Origin of the sequence: Streptomyces jeddahensis, from assembly GCF_001642995.1 — a bacterium.
In the GTDB taxonomy this organism is placed as follows: domain Bacteria; phylum Actinomycetota; class Actinomycetes; order Streptomycetales; family Streptomycetaceae; genus Streptomyces; species Streptomyces jeddahensis.
Genome location: NZ_LOHS01000069.1, coordinates 19,124 through 38,644, shown reverse-complemented (window position 1 = coordinate 38,644; position 19,521 = coordinate 19,124). Strand labels below are relative to the sequence as shown.

The window sequence follows — 19,521 nt, the reverse complement described above, 5'->3', positions numbered from 1 at the left end:
CTAGGCCTTGTCGTCAGACTCCCGGGCCCGCCCTTCGGGCGGACGGCGGGAGTCTGACGACAGGGCCTAGACGCCCGCCACTCGCGGCCACGCGCGCGTGGCTACGATGGGCCAGCCGGTGGCCAGCAGGGGCCACGCGGCTCACCGACCGTCGGGAAGGCCATGCTGAACAAGTACGCGCGTGCATTCTTCACGCGTGTCCTCACACCGTTCGCCGCGTTTCTCATCCGCCGAGGGGTGAGCCCCGACACGGTCACACTCATCGGGACGGCCGGTGTGGTGGCGGGTGCGCTGGTCTTCTACCCCCGGGGTGAGTTCTTCTGGGGCACCGTCGTCATCACGCTGTTCGTGTTCTCGGACCTGGTCGACGGCAACATGGCGCGCCAGCTGGGCCGCTCCAGCCGCTGGGGGGCCTTCCTCGACTCGACGCTCGACCGTGTCGCCGACGGTGCGATCTTCGGTGGCTTCGCGCTCTGGTACGCGGGCACCGGCAACGACAACGTCCTCTGCGCGGTCGCCATCTTCTGCCTGGCCAGCGGCCAGGTCGTGTCGTACACGAAGGCGCGTGGAGAATCGATCGGCCTGCCGGTCGCGGTCAACGGTCTCGTCGAGCGTGCCGAGCGACTGGTGATCTCGCTGGTCGCGGCGGGCCTGGCCGGTCTGCACGCCTTCGGCGTGCCCGGCATCCAGGTGCTGCTGCCGATCGCCCTGTGGATCGTGGCCGTGGGCAGCCTCGTCACGCTCATCCAGCGCGTGGTCACCGTCCGCAGGGAGTCCGCGGAGGCCGAGGCCGCCGCGTCGTCCCAGGACTCACAGGAGAGCGGGGCCGCCTCATGAGCCCTGTCCAGGAGCGGCTGACGGACGCCCTGTACGGACTGGGCTGGGCCACCGTCAAGCAACTCCCCGAGCCCGTCGCCGTGCGGCTCGGCCGGACCATCGCCGACATCGCGTGGAAGCGCCGCGGCAAGGGCGTGCAGCGCCTCGAGGCCAACCTCGCGCGCGTGGTGCCCGACGCGGGCCCCGAGCGCCTCGCCGAGCTCTCCAAGGCGGGCATGCGCTCGTACCTGCGCTACTGGATGGAGTCCTTCCGGCTCCCGGCGTGGAGCAAGGAGCGCGTGAACGCCGCCGTCGAGGTGAAGGACATCCACTACGTGACGGACGGCCTTGCCGAGGGCCGGGGCGTCATCGTCGCCCTGCCGCACCTGGCCAACTGGGATCTCGCCGGGGCCTGGGTGACGACGCACCTCGGTGTGCCCTTCACGACGGTCGCGGAGCGGCTGAAGCCGGAGACGCTGTACGACCGGTTCGTCGCCTACCGCGAGAGCCTCGGCATGGAGGTGCTGCCGCACACCGGCGGCTCGGCCTTCGGGACGCTGGCGCGGCGGCTGCGCGCCGGCGGCATGGTGTGCCTCGTCGCGGACCGGGACCTGTCGGAGTCGGGCGTCGAGGTGCGGTTCTTCGGCGACACGGCCCGGATGCCCGCGGGACCGGCCATGCTCGCCCAGCAGACCGGCGCCCTTCTGCTGCCGGTCACCCTCTGGTACGACGACTCGCCCGTCATGAAGGGATGCGTCCATCCGCCCATTCCGGTGCCGGAATCAGGTACCCGGGCCGAGAAGACGTCTGTCATGACACAGGCGCTGGCAGACGCCTTCGCCACGGGGATCGCCGAGCATCCGGAGGACTGGCACATGCTGCAGCGCTTGTGGCTGGCGGACCTGGAGCCCAGGAACGGGCCGGGGGCTTCCGAGCAGCCGGGGCAGCCGTCCGGCTCCGCGGACGCGGGGGAGCGGGCGTGAGGATCGGCATCGTCTGCCCGTACTCCTGGGACGTGCCGGGCGGCGTCCAGTTCCACATCCGCGACCTGGCCGAGCACCTCATCCGCCTCGGGCACGAGGTGTCCGTCCTCGCCCCCGCGGACGATGACACCCCGCTCCCGGGGTACGTCGTGTCGGCGGGCCGGGCGGTCCCTGTGCCGTACAACGGCTCGGTCGCGCGGCTCAACTTCGGCTTCCTGTCCGCGGCGCGGGTGCGGCGCTGGCTGCACGACGGCACCTTCGACGTCATCCACATCCACGAGCCGACGTCGCCCTCGCTGGGGCTGCTCACCTGCTGGGCCGCGCAAGGCCCCATCGTCGCCACCTTCCACACGTCCAACCCCCGGTCCCGGGCGATGATCGCCGCGTATCCGATCCTGCAGCCCGCGCTGGAGAAGATCAGCGCGCGGATCGCGGTGAGCGAGTACGCACGCCGGACCCTCGTCGAACACCTCGGCGGCGACGCGGTGGTCATCCCCAACGGCGTGGACGTCGACTTCTTCGCCGACGCCGCGCCCAAGGCCGAGTGGCAGGGGCAGACCATCGGCTTCATCGGCCGCATCGACGAGCCCCGGAAGGGGCTTCCGGTGCTGATGAAGGCCCTGCCCAAGATCCTGGCGGAGCGGCCGGAGGCCCGGCTGCTGGTCGCCGGGCGCGGCGACGAGGAGGAGGCCGTCGAGACACTGCCCGCGCAGATGCGCGACCGCGTCGAGTTCCTCGGCATGGTGAGCGACGAGGACAAGGCCAGGCTGCTGCGCAGCGTCGACGTGTACGTGGCGCCCAACACCGGCGGCGAGAGCTTCGGGATCATCCTGGTCGAGGCGATGTCCGCGGGCGCGCCCGTCCTCGCCTCCGACCTCGACGCGTTCGCCCAGGTGCTGGACCGGGGCAAGGCGGGTGAGCTCTTCACCAACGAGGACGCCGACGCGCTGGCCGCATCGGCCGTGCGCCTCCTCGGCGACGCCGAGCGCCGCGCGGAGCTCCGCGACCGCGGCAGCGCGCACGTGCGCCGCTTCGACTGGTCGACGGTCGGCGCGGACATCCTCGCGGTCTACGAGACGGTCGCGGACGGCGCCGCGTCGGTGGCCGCCGACGAACGCACGGGGCTGCGGGCGCGGTTCGGGCTGGCGCGGGACTGAGGGCGCCGTGGCGGGGGCAGGCACGCGCGCGTAGCCCTTCGCACGGTGTACGCGCGCGGTGCTCCTGGCACGGTGCATGGGGGCGTGCTCCTGGCACGGTGCACGCGCGCGTGCGGGCCGCTCTGCGGGTGCGTGCGGGGTGCGATGGATGCGGGCGCGGACCCGTGCCAGGCGGGGCGGCAGCGCGCCGGTCCGGGCAGCGCGTGCGGTATGCCGCGCACGTGCGGTGCCGCTCTGCGGATGCGGGGCGGTGCGATGGGCACGGTGCGGACGTGTGCCGGGCGGGCGGCAGCGCGCCGGTCCGGGCAGCGCGTGCGGTGCGCCAGGTGCACCGCGCGGCCGCGTGTGGTCAGGGCCCCCCGCCGCCCGTGCCGGGTGGCCTGGCCGCCCCGGTAGCCTTGCCGCCCGTGACCTCCACTCTGATCTGGATCGTCGTCGCCCTCGTCGTGATCGGCCTGTACCTGAGCTGGACGGCGGGCCGCCTCGACAGGCTGCACGCCCGCATCGACGCGGCGCGGGCCGCGCTCGACGCCCAGCTGCTGCGCCGTGCGTCGGTGGCGCAGGAACTGGCCACCTCGGGTGTGCTCGACCCGGCCGCCTCCATCGTGCTCTACGAGGCGGCGCACGCGGCCCGGCAGGCGGAGGAGGAGCAGCGCGAGGTCGCCGAGAGCGAGCTCAGCCAGGCGCTGCGGGCGATTTTCGGGGAGCCTGAGCAGGTCGAGGCGGTACGGGAGGCGCCCGGCGGCGAGGAAGCAGCCCGAGAACTCGCCCAGGCCGTACGCCGGGTCCCGATGGCGCGGCGGTTCCACAACGACTCCGTACGGGCGGCCCGGGCCCTGCGCAGGCATCGCAAGGTGCGATGGTTCCGGCTCGCGGGCCACGCACCGTTCCCGATGGCCTTCGAGATGGACGACGAGCCACCGGCGGCACTGGCGGACCGCGCGGCTGCCTAGGCGGGTAAGTCCGAAGTCCCGCCCGGTCCAGGACCGCGCGGCCCCCAGCGGTGCGCCCGGCGCACACTGGTAAGGGAAAAATGAGCCACCGCGTCACCATTGGCCCTTGATGTGGCCTGCATCGCGACGGTTTCCTCAACGATTGCAGAAACTCTCTTCACCGAGTCACCGAGTGAGGTCACCCGTGTCCAGCACGCTCCCCAGCACCCCCCAGCCCGGCTCCGACACCACCCCGGCCACCGGCACCGCGCGCGTGAAGCGCGGTATGGCCGAGCAGCTCAAGGGCGGCGTGATCATGGACGTCGTCACCCCCGAGCAGGCGAAGATCGCCGAGGACGCGGGTGCCGTCGCAGTGATGGCCCTGGAGCGCGTCCCCGCCGACATCCGCAAGGACGGCGGCGTGGCCCGCATGTCCGACCCGGACATGATCGAGGGCATCATCGACGCCGTCTCGATCCCGGTCATGGCCAAGTCCCGCATCGGCCACTTCGTCGAGGCCCAGGTCCTGCAGTCCCTCGGCGTGGACTACATCGACGAGTCCGAGGTCCTCACGCCGGCCGACGAGGTCAACCACTCCGACAAGTGGGCCTTCACCACCCCCTTCGTCTGCGGTGCGACCAACCTGGGCGAGGCCCTGCGCCGTATCGCCGAGGGCGCGGCCATGATCCGCTCCAAGGGCGAGGCCGGCACCGGCAACGTCGTCGAGGCCGTCCGCCACCTGCGCCAGATCAAGAACGAGATCGCCCGCCTCCGCGGCTACGACAACCACGAGCTGTACGCCGCCGCCAAGGAGCTGCGCGCCCCGTACGAGCTGGTCAAGGAGGTCGCCGAGCTCGGCAAGCTGCCCGTCGTGTTGTTCTCCGCAGGTGGTGTCGCCACCCCGGCCGACGCCGCGCTGATGCGCCAGCTCGGCGCCGAGGGCGTCTTCGTCGGCTCCGGCATCTTCAAGTCGGGCGACCCGGCCAAGCGCGCCGCCGCCATCGTGAAGGCCACCACCTTCTACGACGACCCGAAGATCATCGCCGACGCCTCCCGCAACCTGGGCGAGGCCATGGTCGGCATCAACTGCGATACCCTCCCCGAGGCCGAGCGCTACGCGAACCGCGGCTGGTAACCAGATGAGCGACGCACTTGTCATCGGCGTCCTGGCGCTCCAGGGCGACGTACGGGAGCACCTGATCGCCCTGGCCGCGGCGGACGCCGTGGCCAGGCCGGTCCGGCGCCCCGAGGAGCTCGCCGAGGTCGACGGCCTGATCGTCCCCGGTGGCGAGTCGACCACCATCTCCAAGCTGGCCGTCCTGTTCGGCGTGATGGAGCCCCTCCGCGCGCGCGTGCAGGCCGGAATGCCCGTCTACGGCACCTGCGCCGGCATGATCATGCTCGCCGACAAGATCCTCGACCCGCGCTCCGGCCAGGAGACCATCGGCGGCATCGACATGATCGTGCGGCGCAACGCCTTCGGGCGGCAGAACGAGTCCTTCGAGGCCGCGGTCGACATCGCAGGCGTCGAGGGCGGCCCCGTGGAGGGCGTCTTCATCCGCGCTCCCTGGGTGGAGTCGGTCGGTGCCCGTGCCGAGGTGCTCGCCGAGCACGAGGGCCACATCGTCGCCGTACGCCAGGGCAACGCGCTCGCCACGTCGTTCCACCCGGAACTGACCGGCGACCACCGCGTGCACGCCCTCTTTGTGGACATGGTGCGCGAGAACCGGGACGCGGCCGGAGCCTTGTAGGATCTCTGGAGTTCGTTTGCAGAGATGGGTTACGCGAAGGAGACAGGCAGATGTCCGGCCACTCTAAATGGGCCACGACGAAGCACAAGAAGGCCGTGATCGACGCCAAGCGCGGCAAGCTCTTCGCGAAGCTCATCAAGAACATCGAGGTCGCGGCCCGCATGGGCGGTGCCGACCCGGACGGTAACCCGACGCTCTTCGACGCCATCCAGAAGGCCAAGAAGCAGTCGGTTCCGAACAAGAACATCGACTCCGCGGTCAAGCGCGGCGCCGGTCTCGAGGCCGGTGGCGCCGACTACGAGACGATCATGTACGAGGGCTACGGCCCCAACGGTGTCGCGGTGCTCATCGAGTGCCTCACCGACAACCGCAACCGCGCCGCCTCGGACGTCCGCGTCGCCATGACCCGCAACGGCGGTTCCATGGCCGACCCGGGCTCCGTCTCGTACCTGTTCAACCGCAAGGGCGTCGTGATCGTCCCCAAGGGCGACCTCACCGAGGACGACGTCCTGGGTGCCGTGCTGGACGCGGGCGCCGAGGAGGTCAACGACCTCGGCGAGAACTTCGAGGTGATCAGCGAGGCCACCGACCTGGTCGCCGTGCGCAGCGCGCTGCAGGACGCCGGCATCGACTACGACTCGGCCGAGGCCAACTTCGTCCCGACCATGCAGGTCGAGCTGGACGAGGAGGGCGCCAAGAAGATCTTCAAGCTGATCGACGCGCTCGAGGACAGCGACGACGTGCAGAACGTCTTCGCCAACTTCGACGTCTCCGACGACATCATGGAGAAGGTCGAGGCCTGACATCGGTCCAGGCCTGACGGACCGTGACTTCGGTGGGCCGGTGAGGGAGGACCCCTCACCGGCCCACCGTCGTTGTCGGTGGCACCGGATAGCCTGAGGGCGTCATGGCCAAGATCGATCCGAGGGCGGCGGTGGTTCGGCCGCGGAGGGGGGACACGCGATGCGCGTACTCGGCGTGGACCCGGGGCTGACCCGGTGCGGCGTGGGCGTCGTCGAGGGCGTCGCGGGCCGCCCGCTGACGATGCGGGGGGTCGGCGTGGTGCGTACGCCCGCGGACGCCGACATCGGCCACCGCCTGGTCGCCATCGAGCAGGGCATAGAGCAGTGGCTTGACGAGCACCAGCCTGAATACGTCGCGGTGGAGCGCGTGTTCAGCCAGCACAACGTGCGTACGGTCATGGGCACCGCCCAGGCCAGCGCGGTCGCCATGCTCTGCGCGTCCCGCCGGGGACTACCCGTCGCGCTGCACACGCCGAGCGAGGTCAAGGCCGCCGTCACCGGCACAGGACGCGCCGACAAGGCGCAGGTCGGCGCCATGGTCACCCGCCTTCTGCGGCTCGCGGCGCCGCCGAAACCCGCCGACGCCGCGGACGCCCTCGCCCTCGCCATCTGCCACATCTGGCGCGCGCCCGCGATGAACCGCCTCCAGCAGGCGCACGAGGCGGCCCGCCGGGCCGACACCCTCGGAGAACGCACACTCGCACGGAAGGTCACCCGATGATCGCCTTCGTCAGCGGCCCCGTCGCCGCCCTCGCCCCCGACGCCGCGGTGGTCGAGGTCGGCGGCATCGGAATGGCCGTCCAGTGCACGCCGAACACGCTCTCGACGCTGCGCGTCGGCCAGCCGGCGAAGCTCGCCACGTCCCTCGTCGTACGGGAGGACTCGCTCACGCTCTACGGCTTCGCGGACGACGACGAGCGGCAGACCTTCGAGCTCCTGCAGACGGCCAGCGGTGTCGGACCGCGTCTCGCGCAGGCGATGCTTGCCGTGCACACGCCCGACGCGCTGCGCCGGGCCGTCGCGACCGGCGACGAGAAGGCGCTCACCGCCGTCCCGGGCATCGGCAAGAAGGGCGCCCAGAAGCTCCTGCTGGAGCTGAAGGACCGCCTCGGCGAGCCCATCGGCACCGGCGCGGGGGCCGCCGCCCCGGTCTCCGCCGGCTGGCGCGACCAGCTGCACGCGGCGCTCGTGGGCCTCGGCTACGCCACGCGTGAGGCCGACGAGGCGGTCGTGGCGGTCACACCGCAGGCCGAGGCGGCCGGGGGAACCCCGCAGGTCGGCCAGTTGCTGAAGGCGGCTCTGCAGACGCTGAACCGAGCCCGATGAGCCGGGCGGACACCGCGACCTCCGCCCTGGTGGGGCCGCCGCGTCACCGACACCGGGCCGCCGGGGCTGAGCGCCCATGTCCAGGCGGCCGAGCACCGCGTCGGAGCGGGCACCTCGGCGGCACGTGCGTTCCCGCCCGCCCAAAGTCCCTGTACGCCCCCACCACCCGCACAACCGGCGGCACCCCCGCCACCAACCAATGAGGCGATCACCCGTGAACTGGGACGACACGTCATCCGTCACCGACGACACTCAGGCCGGCCGACTGGTTGGCGCCGCGGCCGACGGTGAGGACCAGGCCGTCGAGGCGGCGTTGCGGCCGAAGTCGCTGGACGAGTTCGTCGGCCAGGAACGGGTCCGGGAGCAGCTGGACCTGGTGCTGAAGGCGGCGCGGCAGCGCGGTGCCACAGCGGACCACGTGCTGCTCTCCGGCGCGCCCGGCCTCGGCAAGACCACGCTGTCCATGATCATCGCGGCAGAGATGGGCGCCCCGATCCGTATCACCAGCGGCCCGGCCATCCAGCACGCGGGCGACCTCGCCGCGATCCTCTCCTCCCTCCAGGAGGGCGAGGTGCTCTTCCTCGACGAGATCCACCGCATGTCCCGGCCCGCCGAGGAGATGCTCTACATGGCGATGGAGGACTTCCGCGTCGACGTCATCGTCGGCAAGGGCCCCGGCGCCACCGCCATCCCGCTCGAGCTGCCGCCGTTCACCCTGGTCGGCGCCACCACGCGCGCGGGCCTGCTGCCGCCCCCGCTGCGCGACCGGTTCGGCTTCACGGCGCACATGGAGTTCTACGAGCCCGTGGAGCTGGAGCGCGTCATCCACCGCTCCGCGAGCCTGCTGAACGTCGAGATCGGGGCGGACGGCGCCGCCGAGATCGCGGGCCGCTCGCGCGGCACGCCCCGTATCGCCAACCGGCTGCTGCGCCGCGTCCGCGACTACGCCCAGGTCAAGGCCGACGGCGTGATCAGCCGCGACATCGCCGCCGCGGCCCTCGCCGTCTACGAGGTCGACGCCCGGGGCCTCGACCGTCTTGACCGGGCCGTTCTGCAGGCTTTGCTCAAGCTTTTCGGAGGCGGACCCGTCGGCCTGTCCACCCTCGCCGTGGCCGTGGGGGAGGAGCGCGAGACAGTCGAAGAAGTGGCCGAACCGTTCCTCGTTCGGGAGGGACTGCTGGCGCGGACTCCGCGCGGCAGGGTGGCGACGCCCGCCGCATGGGCCCACCTCGGCCTCACCCCGCCGCGCCAGGCGACCGGCGGAAACGGACAACAGGACCTGTTCGGGGCGTGACGGCGAGGGACTGTGCGGGTCAGGAACTACGCTGCGATGCTGAGCGTTGTTCCATCCGTGCGGACTCGCCTAGACTCCGCCGATGCCGCCTCTGCGGGCGGCAGGTCCACCCCCATCCATCAGGCCGCCCCACCAGCGCGGTCGTGCGAAGGAAATTTCCGTCCCGTGAATATCGTGACCCTCCTCCCGTTCATCGTGCTCATCGGGGCCATGTTCCTGATGACCCGCTCTGCCAAGAAGAAGCAGCAGCAGGCTCAGCAGATGCGCGACCAGATGCAGCCCGGAACCGGCGTCCGCACCATCGGCGGCATGTACGCCACGGTGAAGGAGGTCAACCACGACACCGTCCTCCTTGAGGCCGCCCCCGGTGTCCACCTCGTCTTCGCGAAGAACGCGATCGGCGCCGTCCTCGAGGACGACGAGTACAACCGCATCGTCCACGGCACCGGCGACGACCTGAAGGTCGACACCCCGGTCGTCCCCGACGACGCTTCCTCCCTCACCGAGACCGACGAGCCCGCCGACGCTTCCGACGACTCGCGCATCGACCTCGGCAAGAAGGACGCGGCCGCCGACGAGGCCGAGCCGAAGAAGACCGACGGCGAGTCCGACACGAAGTAGCCACGACCGGGGACCGCGGAGCGCCCGCCTGCGCACCGCGGTCCCCGGGGCGTGCGGATTCGGCACGTCTCGCACGTCTCGACACCATGTCATGGCCGTATGCGCGTAGATTCACGCGCAGGACGGTTGGAGAGGAAGAACGAGAAGGTGGCAGCACCGAAGAAGGGCCGGAGAACGAGCGCGCAGAGCAGGCCGGGCCGCTCGCTGGTCCTGATCCTGATCGCCATCGCGGCGCTCACCGGGGGAATGTTCCTTTCCGGGCACACCACTCCGCGTCTCGGCATCGACCTCGCCGGCGGCACCAGCATCACGCTCAAGGCGAAGAGTGAGCCGGGTCAGGAGAACGCGGTCAACCAGACCAACATGAACACGGCCGTGGGCATCATCGAGCGCCGTGTCAACGGTCTCGGCGTCTCCGAGGCCGAGGTGCAGACCCAGGGCAACGACAACATCATCGTCAACATCCCCCGGGGCACCAACGAGAAGCAGGCGCGCGAGCAGGTGGGCACCACCGCCCAGCTCTACTTCCGCCCGGTCATCGCGACCGAGGTCAGCGCAGGCGACGCGACGGCCAGCCCGTCGCCCAGCGCGTCCGGCAGCGCGTCCCCGTCGGCTGATGCGGACAAGGCGACCTCGTCGGACTCCTCCGCCAGCCCCTCGTCCTCCGCGACCCCCTCGGCCTCCGCCACCTCCCAGGGGCGCGCGGTCACCGACGCCCTCAAGGCGGACTCCACTGCCTCGCCGAGCGCGAGCGCCTCACCGTCCGGCAGCGCATCCGCCGCGGCCGACGCCTCCGCCTCGGCCAGCGCCTCGCCGGCGGCGACCGGCACCCCGGACCCTTCCAGCGACCTGCAGCAGCAGTACGCCAAGCTCGACTGCACCGACCCCGAGCAGCGCGCCAAGGCCGGTGACGGCGTCAAGCCGTCCGAGTCGACCGTCGCCTGCGGCCAGAACTCGCAGGGCCAGTGGCAGAAGTACATCCTCGGCCCCGCCGAGGTCGAGGGCACCGACGTAGACGACGCCAACGCCGTCTACGACACGCAGAACGCCGCGGGCTGGAAAGTCACGATGGAGTTCACGGACGCGGGTGCCAAGAAGTTCGCGGACATCACGGGCAAGCTCGCGCAGAACCAGTCCCCGCAGAACCAGTTCGCCATCGTTCTCGACAACGAGGTCGTCTCCGACCCGTACGTCAGCCAGGCACTGACCGGCGGCAACGCCGAGATCTCCGGCAACTTCAACCAGGAGTCCGCGCAGAACCTGGCCAACATGCTCTCGTACGGTGCGCTGCCGCTGTCCTTCGAGGAGCAGAGCGTCACCACCGTCACCGCGGCCCTCGGCGGCGAGCAGCTGCAGGCGGGTCTGATCGCCGGTGCCATCGGCCTCGCGCTGGTCGTGATCTACCTGGTGGTCTACTACCGGGGCCTGTCGCTCATCGCCATCTTCTCGCTGCTCGTCTCGGCCGCCCTGACGTACACGATCATGGCGCTGCTCGGCCCGACCATCGGCTTCGCGCTCAACCTGCCGGCGGTCTGCGGTGCGATCGTGGCGATCGGTATCACGGCGGACTCGTTCATCGTGTACTTCGAGCGCATCAGGGACGAGGTCCGTGAGGGCCGTACGCTGCGGCCCGCCGTCGAGCGGGCCTGGCCGCGCGCCCGGCGCACGATCCTGGTCTCCGACTTCGTGTCGTTCCTGGCCGCCGCGGTCCTCTTCATCGTCACCGTGGGCAAGGTGCAGGGCTTCGCGTTCACGCTCGGCCTGACCACCCTGCTCGACGTGGTCGTCGTGTTCCTCTTCACGAAGCCGCTGATGACGATCCTCGCCCGCAGCACGTTCTTCTCGAGCGGCCACTCGTGGTCCGGCCTGGACCCGAAGCGGCTCGGCGCCAAGCCCCCGCTGCGCCGCACCCGCCGCGTATCCGCCCCCGTCGACCCGAAGGAGGCCTGAGATGTCGCGACTCGGCACTCTCGGCGCCAGGCTCCACCGCGGCGAGGTCGGCTACGACTTCGTTCCCAAGCGCATGATCTGGTACGGCGTCTCGCTCCTGATCACCGTCGCGGCCATCCTCGGCCTCACGGTGAAGGGGCTGAACATGGGCATCGAGTTCCAGGGCGGCGCAGTCTTCACCACCCCGAAGACCAGCATCTCCGCCTCTCAGGCCGAGCAGAGGGCGGAGGAGGCCGCAGGGCACGACGCCATCGTCCAGGAGCTCGGCACCGGCGGTCTGCGCATCCAGATCAGCGGTGTGGACACGGCCAAGTCCGACGAGATCAAGGCGGAGCTCTCCAAGGACCTGGGCGTCAAGGCGGACGACATCAACGCCGACCTGGTGGGCCCCAGCTGGGGTGAGCAGATCGCCAACAAGGCCTGGACCGGCCTCGGGATCTTCATGGTCCTCGTGGTGATCTATCTGGCGATCGCCTTCGAGTGGCGCATGGCCGTGGCCGCACTGGTGGCCCTGATCCACGACATCACCATCACGGTCGGGATCTACGCCCTGGTCGGCTTCGAGGTGACCCCGGGCACCGTGATCGGTCTGCTGACGATCCTCGGTTACTCGCTCTACGACACGGTGGTCGTCTTCGACTCCCTGAAGGAGAGCTCGAAGGACATCACCAAGCAGACGCGCTGGACGTACAGCGAGGTCGCCAACCGCTCGATCAACGCCACGCTGGTGCGCTCCATCAACACCACGGTGGTCGCCCTGCTGCCCGTCGCGGGCCTGCTGTTCATCGGCGGCGGCGTCCTCGGCGCGGGCATGCTCAACGACATCTCGCTGTCGCTGTTCGTCGGTCTCGCCGCCGGTGCGTACTCGTCGATCTTCATCGCCACGCCGCTCGTCGCCGAGCTCAAGGAGCGCGAGCCGGGGATGAAGGCCCTCAAGAAGCGCGTGCTGGCCAAGCGCGCCGCTGCCGCCGAGAAGGGCGAGACGGCGGAAGCCGCGGCGCCCGGGGCCGCGGAGCCCGGGGACGCCGAGCCGGAGGACGCGGCCCACGCCGTCGTCGGCCCCCGCACCCAGCCCGTGTCCCGCACCCGCGGCCGCGGCCGACCCTCGGGGAAGCGCCGATGACCGACCTCAAGGAGCTGCTGCTCAGCCGCATCCGCGATGTGGCGGACTACCCGAAGCCGGGCGTGATGTTCAAGGACATCACGCCGCTCCTGGCCGACCCGGAGGCGTTCACCGCGCTCACCGACACGCTGGCTGACTTCTGCGTGCAGAACGGCGCCACGAAGGTCGTCGGCCTGGAGGCCCGCGGGTTCATCCTGGCCGCCCCGGCCGCGGTCCGCGCCGGCATCGGCTTCATCCCGGTACGCAAGGCGGGCAAGCTCCCCGGCGCGACGCTCCGCCAGGCGTACGACCTGGAGTACGGCTCGGCCGAGATCGAGGTGCACGCCGAGGACCTGGCCGCGGGCGACCGCGTCATGGTCATCGACGACGTCCTCGCCACCGGAGGCACCGCCGAGGCGTCGCTGCAGCTCATCCGCCGCGCCGGAGCCGAGGTCGCCGGCGTGCTCATGCTGATGGAGCTCGGCTTCCTCGGCGGCCGCGCACGCCTGGAGCCCGCTCTGGACGGTGCGCCGCTGGAGTCGCTACTCATCGTCTGAACACCTGAGCGACCTGGTCGTCACAGGGAGAGGCGGGTCCCGGAGGAATCCGGGACCCGCCTCTTACGTTTCACAGGTACGAGGCCGTCTCACCGGCCGAGGACGAACCGGAGGCCGGGGATCGATACCATGGGCTTCCGGGGCCTGACCGGGGGACCCGGATCGCGCACGAGGAGCCCTCTTGCCAGACGAGGCCCAGCCACTCTCCCCCAGCGCCGAACGCCTGGGGGCATCCCCAGCCGCCAAGGCCGACCAGAAGCAGCCGGGCCAGGCCACGGCGGCCTCAGCCGTGCCCCGGAAGGACGCCGACGCCGCGCAGGGCCGGGCGTCGGCGGAGCAAGCGAGGCCCGCTGCCGCCCAGGACCCGCGGGGCGCCCAGAACGGCAGGGCGGCCGAACAGGCGCGCCCCACCACCCCCCCGGCACCACTCGAACAGCCACGCCCCAAACCCGCGGCCGAGCGCCCTGCCCCGGCGCCGACTCCGCCGCCCGCGACGCGGCCTGCCGGCCCGCCCGCGCGGTCCGGCTCCTCCAACCGCGTACGCGCCCGTCTCGCCCGCCTCGGCGTCCAGCGCTCCAACCCGTACAACCCGGTCCTGGAGCCGCTGCTGCGCATAGTCCGCAGCAACGACCCCAAGATCGAGACGTCGACGCTCCGCCAGATCGAGCGCGCCTACCAGGTCGCCGAGCGCTGGCACCGCGGCCAGAAGCGCAAGAGCGGCGACCCGTACATCACGCACCCGCTCGCGGTCACGACCATCCTCGCCGAGCTCGGCATGGATCCGGCGACGCTGATGGCCGGCCTGCTGCACGACACGGTCGAGGACACCGAGTACGGCCTGGACCAGCTCCGCCGCGACTTCGGCGACCAGGTCGCCCTGCTCGTCGACGGCGTCACCAAGCTGGACAAGGTCAAGTTCGGCGAGGCCGCGCAGGCGGAGACCGTGCGCAAGATGGTCGTCGCCATGGCCAAGGACCCGCGCGTCCTGGTCATCAAGCTCGCCGACCGCCTGCACAACATGCGCACCATGCGCTACCTCAAGCGCGAGAAGCAGGAGAAGAAGGCCCGCGAGACCCTGGAGATCTACGCCCCGCTGGCGCACCGGCTGGGCATGAACACCATCAAGTGGGAGCTCGAGGACCTCGCCTTCGCGATCCTCTACCCGAAGATGTACGACGAGATCGTCCGTCTCGTCGCAGAGCGCGCGCCCAAGCGCGACGAGTACCTCGCCATCGTGACCGACGAGGTCCAGGCCGACCTGCGCGCCGCCCGCATCAAGGCGACGGTCACCGGCCGGCCGAAGCACTACTACAGCGTCTACCAGAAGATGATCGTCCGCGGCCGTGACTTCGCGGAGATCTACGACCTGGTGGGCATCCGTGTCCTGGTCGACACGGTCCGCGACTGCTACGCGGCGCTCGGCACGGTGCACGCGCGATGGAACCCGGTCCCCGGCCGGTTCAAGGACTACATCGCGATGCCGAAGTTCAACATGTACCAGTCGCTGCACACGACGGTCATCGGCCCCAACGGCAAGCCGGTCGAGCTGCAGATCCGTACGTTCGACATGCACCGCCGCGCCGAGTACGGCATCGCGGCGCACTGGAAGTACAAGCAGGAGGCCGTCGCCGGCGCCTCCAAGGTGCGCACCGACGTACCGAAGAAGGCCGGCAAGGACGACCACATCAACGACATGGCGTGGCTGCGCCAGCTGCTCGACTGGCAGAAGGAAACCGAGGACCCGAGCGAGTTCCTCGAGTCCCTGCGCTTCGACCTGTCGCGCAACGAGGTCTTCGTCTTCACGCCGAAGGGCGACGTCATAGCGCTGCCCGCGGGCGCGACGCCCGTCGACTTCGCGTACGCCGTGCACACCGAGGTGGGCCACCGCACCATCGGCGCCCGCGTCAACGGACGCCTCGTACCGCTCGAATCGACCCTGGACAACGGCGACCTGGTGGAGGTCTTTACCTCCAAGGCCGACGGCGCCGGACCCTCCCGCGACTGGCTGGGCTTCGTCAAGTCGCCACGGGCCAGGAACAAGATCCGCGCCTGGTTCTCCAAGGAGCGCCGCGACGAGGCGATCGAGCAGGGCAAGGACGCCATCGCGCGGGCCATGCGCAAGCAGAACCTGCCGATCCAGCGCATCCTCACCGGCGACTCGCTGGTCACGCTCGCGCACGAGATGCGCTACCCGGACATCTCGTCCCTGTACGCGGCGATCGGCGAGGGCCATGTGGCCGCGCAGAACGTCGTGCAGAAGCTCGTCCAGGCGCTCGGCGGCGAGGAGGCCGCCACCGAGGACATCGCCGAGACCGCACCCCCGACCCGCGGGCGCGGCCGCAAGCGCCGCTCCAGCGCGGACCCGGGCGTCGTGGTCAAGGGCGTCGACGACGTGTGGGTCAAGCTGGCCCGCTGCTGTACGCCGGTGCCCGGCGACCCGATCATCGGCTTCGTCACGCGGGGCAGCGGCGTATCGGTTCACCGCAGCGACTGCGTCAACATCGAGTCGCTGTCCAGGGAACCCGAGCGGATCCTCGACGTCGAGTGGGCGCCCACCCAGTCCTCGGTGTTCCTGGTGGCCATCCAGGTCGAGGCGCTGGACCGCTCGCGGCTGCTCTCGGACGTCACGCGCGTCCTGTCCGACCAGCACGTGAACATCCTGTCTGCGGCCGTCCAGACGTCCCGCGACCGCGTCGCGACCTCCCGTTTCACCTTCGAGATGGGCGACCCCAAGCACCTCGGACACGTCCTGAAGGCGGTCAGGGGAGTGGAGGGCGTCTACGACGTGTACCGGGTGACGTCGGCGCGCCGGCCGTAACGCGGGTCCACGCATCCGCGCAGCAGGGCATACGAAAGGGGCTCCCGTACGAGGTGTACGGGAGCCCCTTTCGCGTATCAGGCGGGACTAAGCAGGTCGGGCGAAGTCCGCTACGGTTCGGCAGCGCCCCTGAAAGGGGCGCGGGGCTGTATCGATATGCGGCTCCGCCGCGCGGGCGCGACCAGCCACGAGGGCGCCGCAGACGATCGACGGCACATCGCGGCACTCCAAGCGGAGCGCTGGAGCGCTCAGCCGCCGAACTCCTGCAGGCCCTTCAGCGCCTGGTCGAGGAGCGCCTGACGGCCGTCGAGCTCCTTCTGGAGCTTGTCGGCCTTGGCGTCATTGCCCGCGGCGCGCGCCGCATCGATCTGCCCGCGCAGCTTGTCCACGGCCGCCTGGAGCTGGCCGGTGAGCCCCTCGGCACGCGCGCGTGCCTCCGGGTTCGTCCGCCGCCACTCGGCTTCCTCGGACTCCTGGATGGCCCGCTCGACCGCGTGCATCCGGCCCTCGACCCTCGCCCGGGCATCGCGCGGCACATGGCCGATGGCCTCCCAGCGCTCGTTGATGGAGCGGAAGGCCGCACGGGCCGCCTTCAGATCCGTCACCGGCAGGAGCTTCTCGGCCTCCTCGGCCAGCTCCTCCTTGAGCTTGAGGTTCTCGGCCTGCTCGGCGTCCCGCTCGGCGAAGACCGAGCTGCGGGCCGCGAAGAAGACGTCCTGGGCACCGCGGAAGCGGTTCCACAGATCGTCCTCGTGCTCGCGCTGGGCGCGGCCCGCGGCCTTCCACTCCGTCATCAGGTCGCGGTAGCGCGCGGCCGTCGGACCCCAGTCCGTCGACCCGGACAGCGCCTCGGCCTCCGCGACCAGCCTCTCCTTGGTCTTGCGGGCCTCCTCGCGCTGCGCGTCAAGCGCCGCGAAGTGCGCCTTGCGCCGCTTGGAGAACGCCGAGCGCGCGTGCGAGAAGCGGTGCCACAGCTCGTCGTCGGACTTCCGGTCGAGCCGGGGCAGGCCCTTCCAGGTGTCCACCAGGGCGCGCAGCCGCTCACCGGCCGCCCGCCACTGCTCGCTCTGCGCCAGCTCCTCGGCCTCGGCGACCAGCGCCTCCTTGGCGTGCCGGGCCTCGTCGGACTGCTTCGCCTTCTGCGCCTTGCGCTCCTCACGGCGCGCTTCGACCGCCTCGACGAGCTTGTCCAGCCGGGCCCGCAGCGCGTCCAGATCGCCGACCGCGTGGTGCGCGTCCACCTGCTCGCGCAGGTGGTCGATCGCGGTCTGGGCGTCCTTCGCGGACAGGTCGGTGGTCTTCACCCGACGCTCGAGGAGGCCGATCTCGACAACCAGGCCCTCGTACTTGCGCTTGAAATAGGCCAGGGCCTCGTCGGGGGAGCCGGCCTGCCAAGAACCGACGACCTTCTCGCCGTCGGCCGTACGCACGTACACGGTCCCCGTCTCGTCGACGCGGCCCCACGGGTCGCTGCTCACAGCGCCTCCTCCACATGATGCTCGCGGCGGGCTCCGCGGCCCCCGGGCATCGTCCACAGTTTCGTCACGGCCAACATAGGCGACCGGCGGGGCGGCTGTCCGCATCCCGCGCGACCGAAATTAACCACTCCGGCCTCAGGATTTGGTCACAGTCGCCTTGTTGATCACGACTGTTGCGTTCGGAGCGCCGTCGCCCTGCCCGGTGCTCTCGCCGGCCGCGGCGATCTTCTTCAGCACCTTCATTCCGGATTCGGAAATCGTCCCGAACGGTGTGTAGTCGGGCGGCAGCTGACTGTCCTGGTAGACGAGGAAGAACTGGCTGCCGCCGGTGTCGCGGCCCTGCTTCGTCGAGGCGTTGTACTGGTTGGCCATCGCGACCGTGCCCGCCGGGTACACGTTGCCCTTCAGGCTTTTGTCCTTCAGGTTCTCGTCCGGGATCGTGTAGCCGGGGCCGCCCATGCCGGTGCCCTGCGGGTCGCCGCACTGGAGCACGTAGATGCCCATCGTGGTGAGCCGGTGGCACTTGGTGTGGTCCAAGTAGCCCTTGTTCACCAGGAAGTTGAAGGAGTTGACCGTGTGCGGGGCCGCGGCGGCCTTGAGGTCGATGTCGATGTCACCGCAGGTCGTCTGCAGCTTCATCGTGTACTTGGCCGACGTGTCGATGGTCATCGCCGGCTCCTTCTTGTAGCTCAGCGACTTCACCTTGCCCGCGGCGGCCTTCTCGCACGGGTCCGGGGCCTTGCTCGGGGAGGCGCTGGGGGTCGCCTCGGCGGCCGCCGTCTCCTTCGAGTCGTCGTTCTTGAACACCCCGGTCGCGTACGACACGACGCTGCCCACCAGGATCACGCCGAGCACCGATGCGATCACCGCGTTACGCGTGCGGGCCTTGCGCCGTGCGGACCTGCGTCGTTCCTGCTGCCGCAAGAACTTCTCCCGGGCGAGCTGCCGCCGCCGCTGTTCCTGGCTGACCACCGGTGTTCTCTCCTCGTGCGTCTCAATACGTCGGGTGGGGCGCCTGCGCCCTGTGGGCGCACGCGTCATGAGTCAATGGCCTTGCGTTGTGTCCCGTACCGTATATGGGTTCGCTGTGGAATCGGCAGCGCCGGTAGGCTCTGATCTGCTGCATCCCCCGCCGGAGAGTTCCGGATCATCCACCGGAGCGGTACGGGAGGGTGCGGCGGCCCTCCCGCCGGACGAGATGAACGAAGGACGATCGTGCTCATTGCCGGGTTTCCCGCCGGAGCCTGGGGCACCAACTGCTACCTGGTCGCCCCCGCCGCAGGCGAGGAGTGCGTGATCATCGACCCGGGCCACCAGGCCACCCAGGGGGTCGAGGACGCACTGAAGAAGCATCGGCTCAAGCCCGTGGCGGTCATCCTCACCCACGGCCATATCGACCATGTCGCCTCGGTCGTCCCGGTCTGCGGAGCGCATGACGTACCGGCCTGGATCCACCCCGGCGACCGGTTCATGATGAGCGATCCCGAGAAGGCGCTCGGCCGTTCCATCGGGATGCCGCTCCTGGGCGAGCTGACCGTGGGAGAGCCCGACGACGTGCGGGAGCTCTCCGACGGCGCGGAGCTCAAGCTGGCGGGCCTGGAGTTCTCCGTCGCGCACGCGCCCGGCCATACCAAGGGGTCGGTGACCTTCCGGATGCCCGAGACCGCCGAGATCCCGTCGGTCTTCTTCTCGGGCGATCTGCTCTTCGCCGGCTCCATCGGACGCACCGACCTGCCCGGTGGCTCCATGGACGAGATGCTCGCGTCGCTGGCCCGCGTGTGCCTGCCGCTCGAGGACTCGACCGTGGTGCTCTCCGGCCACGGCCCCCAGACCACCATCGGCCAGGAGCGCGCCACCAACCCGTATCTGCGGCAGGTGGCCGCCGGCCAGGGTGCCACCCCCGAGGCGGCACCCCGACGAGGAATGTGACGAG

18 protein-coding genes are annotated in these 19,521 nt (G+C 70.6%); 16 read left to right on the top strand and 2 right to left on the bottom strand.

Features of this window, described 5'->3' with window-relative positions; translation table 11 throughout:
• The first annotated feature begins 162 nt into the window (after positions 1–162).
• The 15 genes from pgsA (at position 163) to STSP_RS11920 (ending at position 16,110) form a co-directional block, all read left to right on the top strand.
• Positions 163–837 carry a phosphatidylinositol phosphate synthase gene (pgsA, locus tag STSP_RS11990; protein ID WP_067275864.1) on the top strand — a complete coding sequence of 225 codons (675 nt, stop codon included), beginning with the start codon at positions 163–165 and terminating at the stop codon, positions 835–837.
• Positions 834–1,799, top strand: coding sequence for a phosphatidylinositol mannoside acyltransferase (locus STSP_RS11985; protein WP_067275861.1), 966 nt, complete (start codon positions 834–836; stop codon positions 1,797–1,799). Before pgsA ends, STSP_RS11985 begins: the two co-directional genes overlap by 4 nt.
• A complete protein-coding gene (locus tag STSP_RS11980) occupies positions 1,796–2,956 on the top strand; it encodes a glycosyltransferase family 4 protein (protein WP_067275858.1) in 1,161 nt (386 codons plus the stop codon). Before STSP_RS11985 ends, STSP_RS11980 begins: the two co-directional genes overlap by 4 nt.
• Positions 2,957–3,363: 407 nt before the next feature.
• Positions 3,364–3,909 carry a hypothetical protein gene (locus STSP_RS11975; RefSeq protein WP_067275856.1) on the top strand — a complete coding sequence of 182 codons (546 nt, stop codon included), beginning with the start codon at positions 3,364–3,366 and terminating at the stop codon, positions 3,907–3,909.
• 184 nt (positions 3,910–4,093) lie between these two features.
• Positions 4,094–5,023, top strand: a complete 930-nt coding sequence (gene pdxS / locus STSP_RS11970; RefSeq protein WP_067275853.1) for a pyridoxal 5'-phosphate synthase lyase subunit PdxS — start codon at positions 4,094–4,096, stop codon at positions 5,021–5,023.
• A 4-nt stretch (positions 5,024–5,027) separates the two neighbouring features.
• Complete coding sequence (pdxT, locus tag STSP_RS11965) at positions 5,028–5,639, top strand: pyridoxal 5'-phosphate synthase glutaminase subunit PdxT (protein WP_067275851.1); 612 nt, start codon at positions 5,028–5,030, stop codon at positions 5,637–5,639.
• Positions 5,640–5,689: 50 nt separating this feature from the next.
• Complete coding sequence (locus STSP_RS11960; RefSeq protein WP_067275849.1) at positions 5,690–6,442, top strand: YebC/PmpR family DNA-binding transcriptional regulator; 753 nt, start codon at positions 5,690–5,692, stop codon at positions 6,440–6,442.
• A 160-nt stretch (positions 6,443–6,602) separates the two neighbouring features.
• On the top strand, positions 6,603–7,163 hold the full coding sequence (gene ruvC, locus STSP_RS11955; RefSeq protein WP_067275848.1) for a crossover junction endodeoxyribonuclease RuvC: 561 nt from the start codon (positions 6,603–6,605) through the stop codon (positions 7,161–7,163).
• The gene (gene ruvA / locus STSP_RS11950) at positions 7,160–7,768 is read left to right on the top strand and encodes a Holliday junction branch migration protein RuvA (protein ID WP_067275846.1); all 609 of its coding nucleotides are present in this window, start codon (positions 7,160–7,162) and stop codon (positions 7,766–7,768) included. The genes ruvC and ruvA overlap by 4 nt, the downstream gene beginning before the upstream one ends.
• A 214-nt stretch (positions 7,769–7,982) precedes the next feature.
• Positions 7,983–9,062: a Holliday junction branch migration DNA helicase RuvB gene (gene ruvB / locus STSP_RS11945; RefSeq protein WP_067275844.1), complete on the top strand. Its 1,080-nt coding sequence runs from the start codon at positions 7,983–7,985 to the stop codon at positions 9,060–9,062.
• A 165-nt stretch (positions 9,063–9,227) separates the two neighbouring features.
• Positions 9,228–9,683, top strand: coding sequence for a preprotein translocase subunit YajC (yajC, locus tag STSP_RS11940; protein ID WP_067275841.1), 456 nt, complete (start codon positions 9,228–9,230; stop codon positions 9,681–9,683).
• Positions 9,684–9,830: 147 nt separating this feature from the next.
• Positions 9,831–11,633 carry a protein translocase subunit SecD gene (secD, locus tag STSP_RS11935; RefSeq protein WP_067275921.1) on the top strand — a complete coding sequence of 601 codons (1,803 nt, stop codon included), beginning with the start codon at positions 9,831–9,833 and terminating at the stop codon, positions 11,631–11,633.
• Position 11,634: 1 nt separating this feature from the next.
• The gene (gene secF, locus STSP_RS11930) at positions 11,635–12,756 is read left to right on the top strand and encodes a protein translocase subunit SecF (protein ID WP_067275838.1); all 1,122 of its coding nucleotides are present in this window, start codon (positions 11,635–11,637) and stop codon (positions 12,754–12,756) included.
• Positions 12,753–13,292 carry an adenine phosphoribosyltransferase gene (locus STSP_RS11925; protein WP_067275835.1) on the top strand — a complete coding sequence of 180 codons (540 nt, stop codon included), beginning with the start codon at positions 12,753–12,755 and terminating at the stop codon, positions 13,290–13,292. The genes secF and STSP_RS11925 overlap by 4 nt, the downstream gene beginning before the upstream one ends.
• A 181-nt stretch (positions 13,293–13,473) precedes the next feature.
• Entirely contained in the window at positions 13,474–16,110 is a 2,637-nt protein-coding gene (locus STSP_RS11920) for a RelA/SpoT family protein (RefSeq protein WP_067275834.1), read from the top strand.
• 248 nt (positions 16,111–16,358) lie between these two features.
• On the opposite strand, the gene STSP_RS11915 is transcribed toward STSP_RS11920, so the two are convergent.
• A complete protein-coding gene (locus tag STSP_RS11915) occupies positions 16,359–17,588 on the bottom strand; it encodes a DUF349 domain-containing protein (RefSeq protein WP_067275832.1) in 1,230 nt (409 codons plus the stop codon).
• A 135-nt stretch (positions 17,589–17,723) separates the two neighbouring features.
• Positions 17,724–18,560 (bottom strand): peptidylprolyl isomerase, encoded by an 837-nt coding sequence (locus tag STSP_RS11910; RefSeq protein ID WP_067275829.1) that lies wholly within the window; start codon positions 18,558–18,560, stop codon positions 17,724–17,726.
• Between the two features lie 243 nt (positions 18,561–18,803).
• Between STSP_RS11910 and STSP_RS11905 the strand changes: the two genes are divergently transcribed.
• Positions 18,804–19,517 carry an MBL fold metallo-hydrolase gene (locus STSP_RS11905; RefSeq protein ID WP_067275827.1) on the top strand — a complete coding sequence of 238 codons (714 nt, stop codon included), beginning with the start codon at positions 18,804–18,806 and terminating at the stop codon, positions 19,515–19,517.
• Positions 19,518–19,521 lie beyond the last annotated feature (4 nt).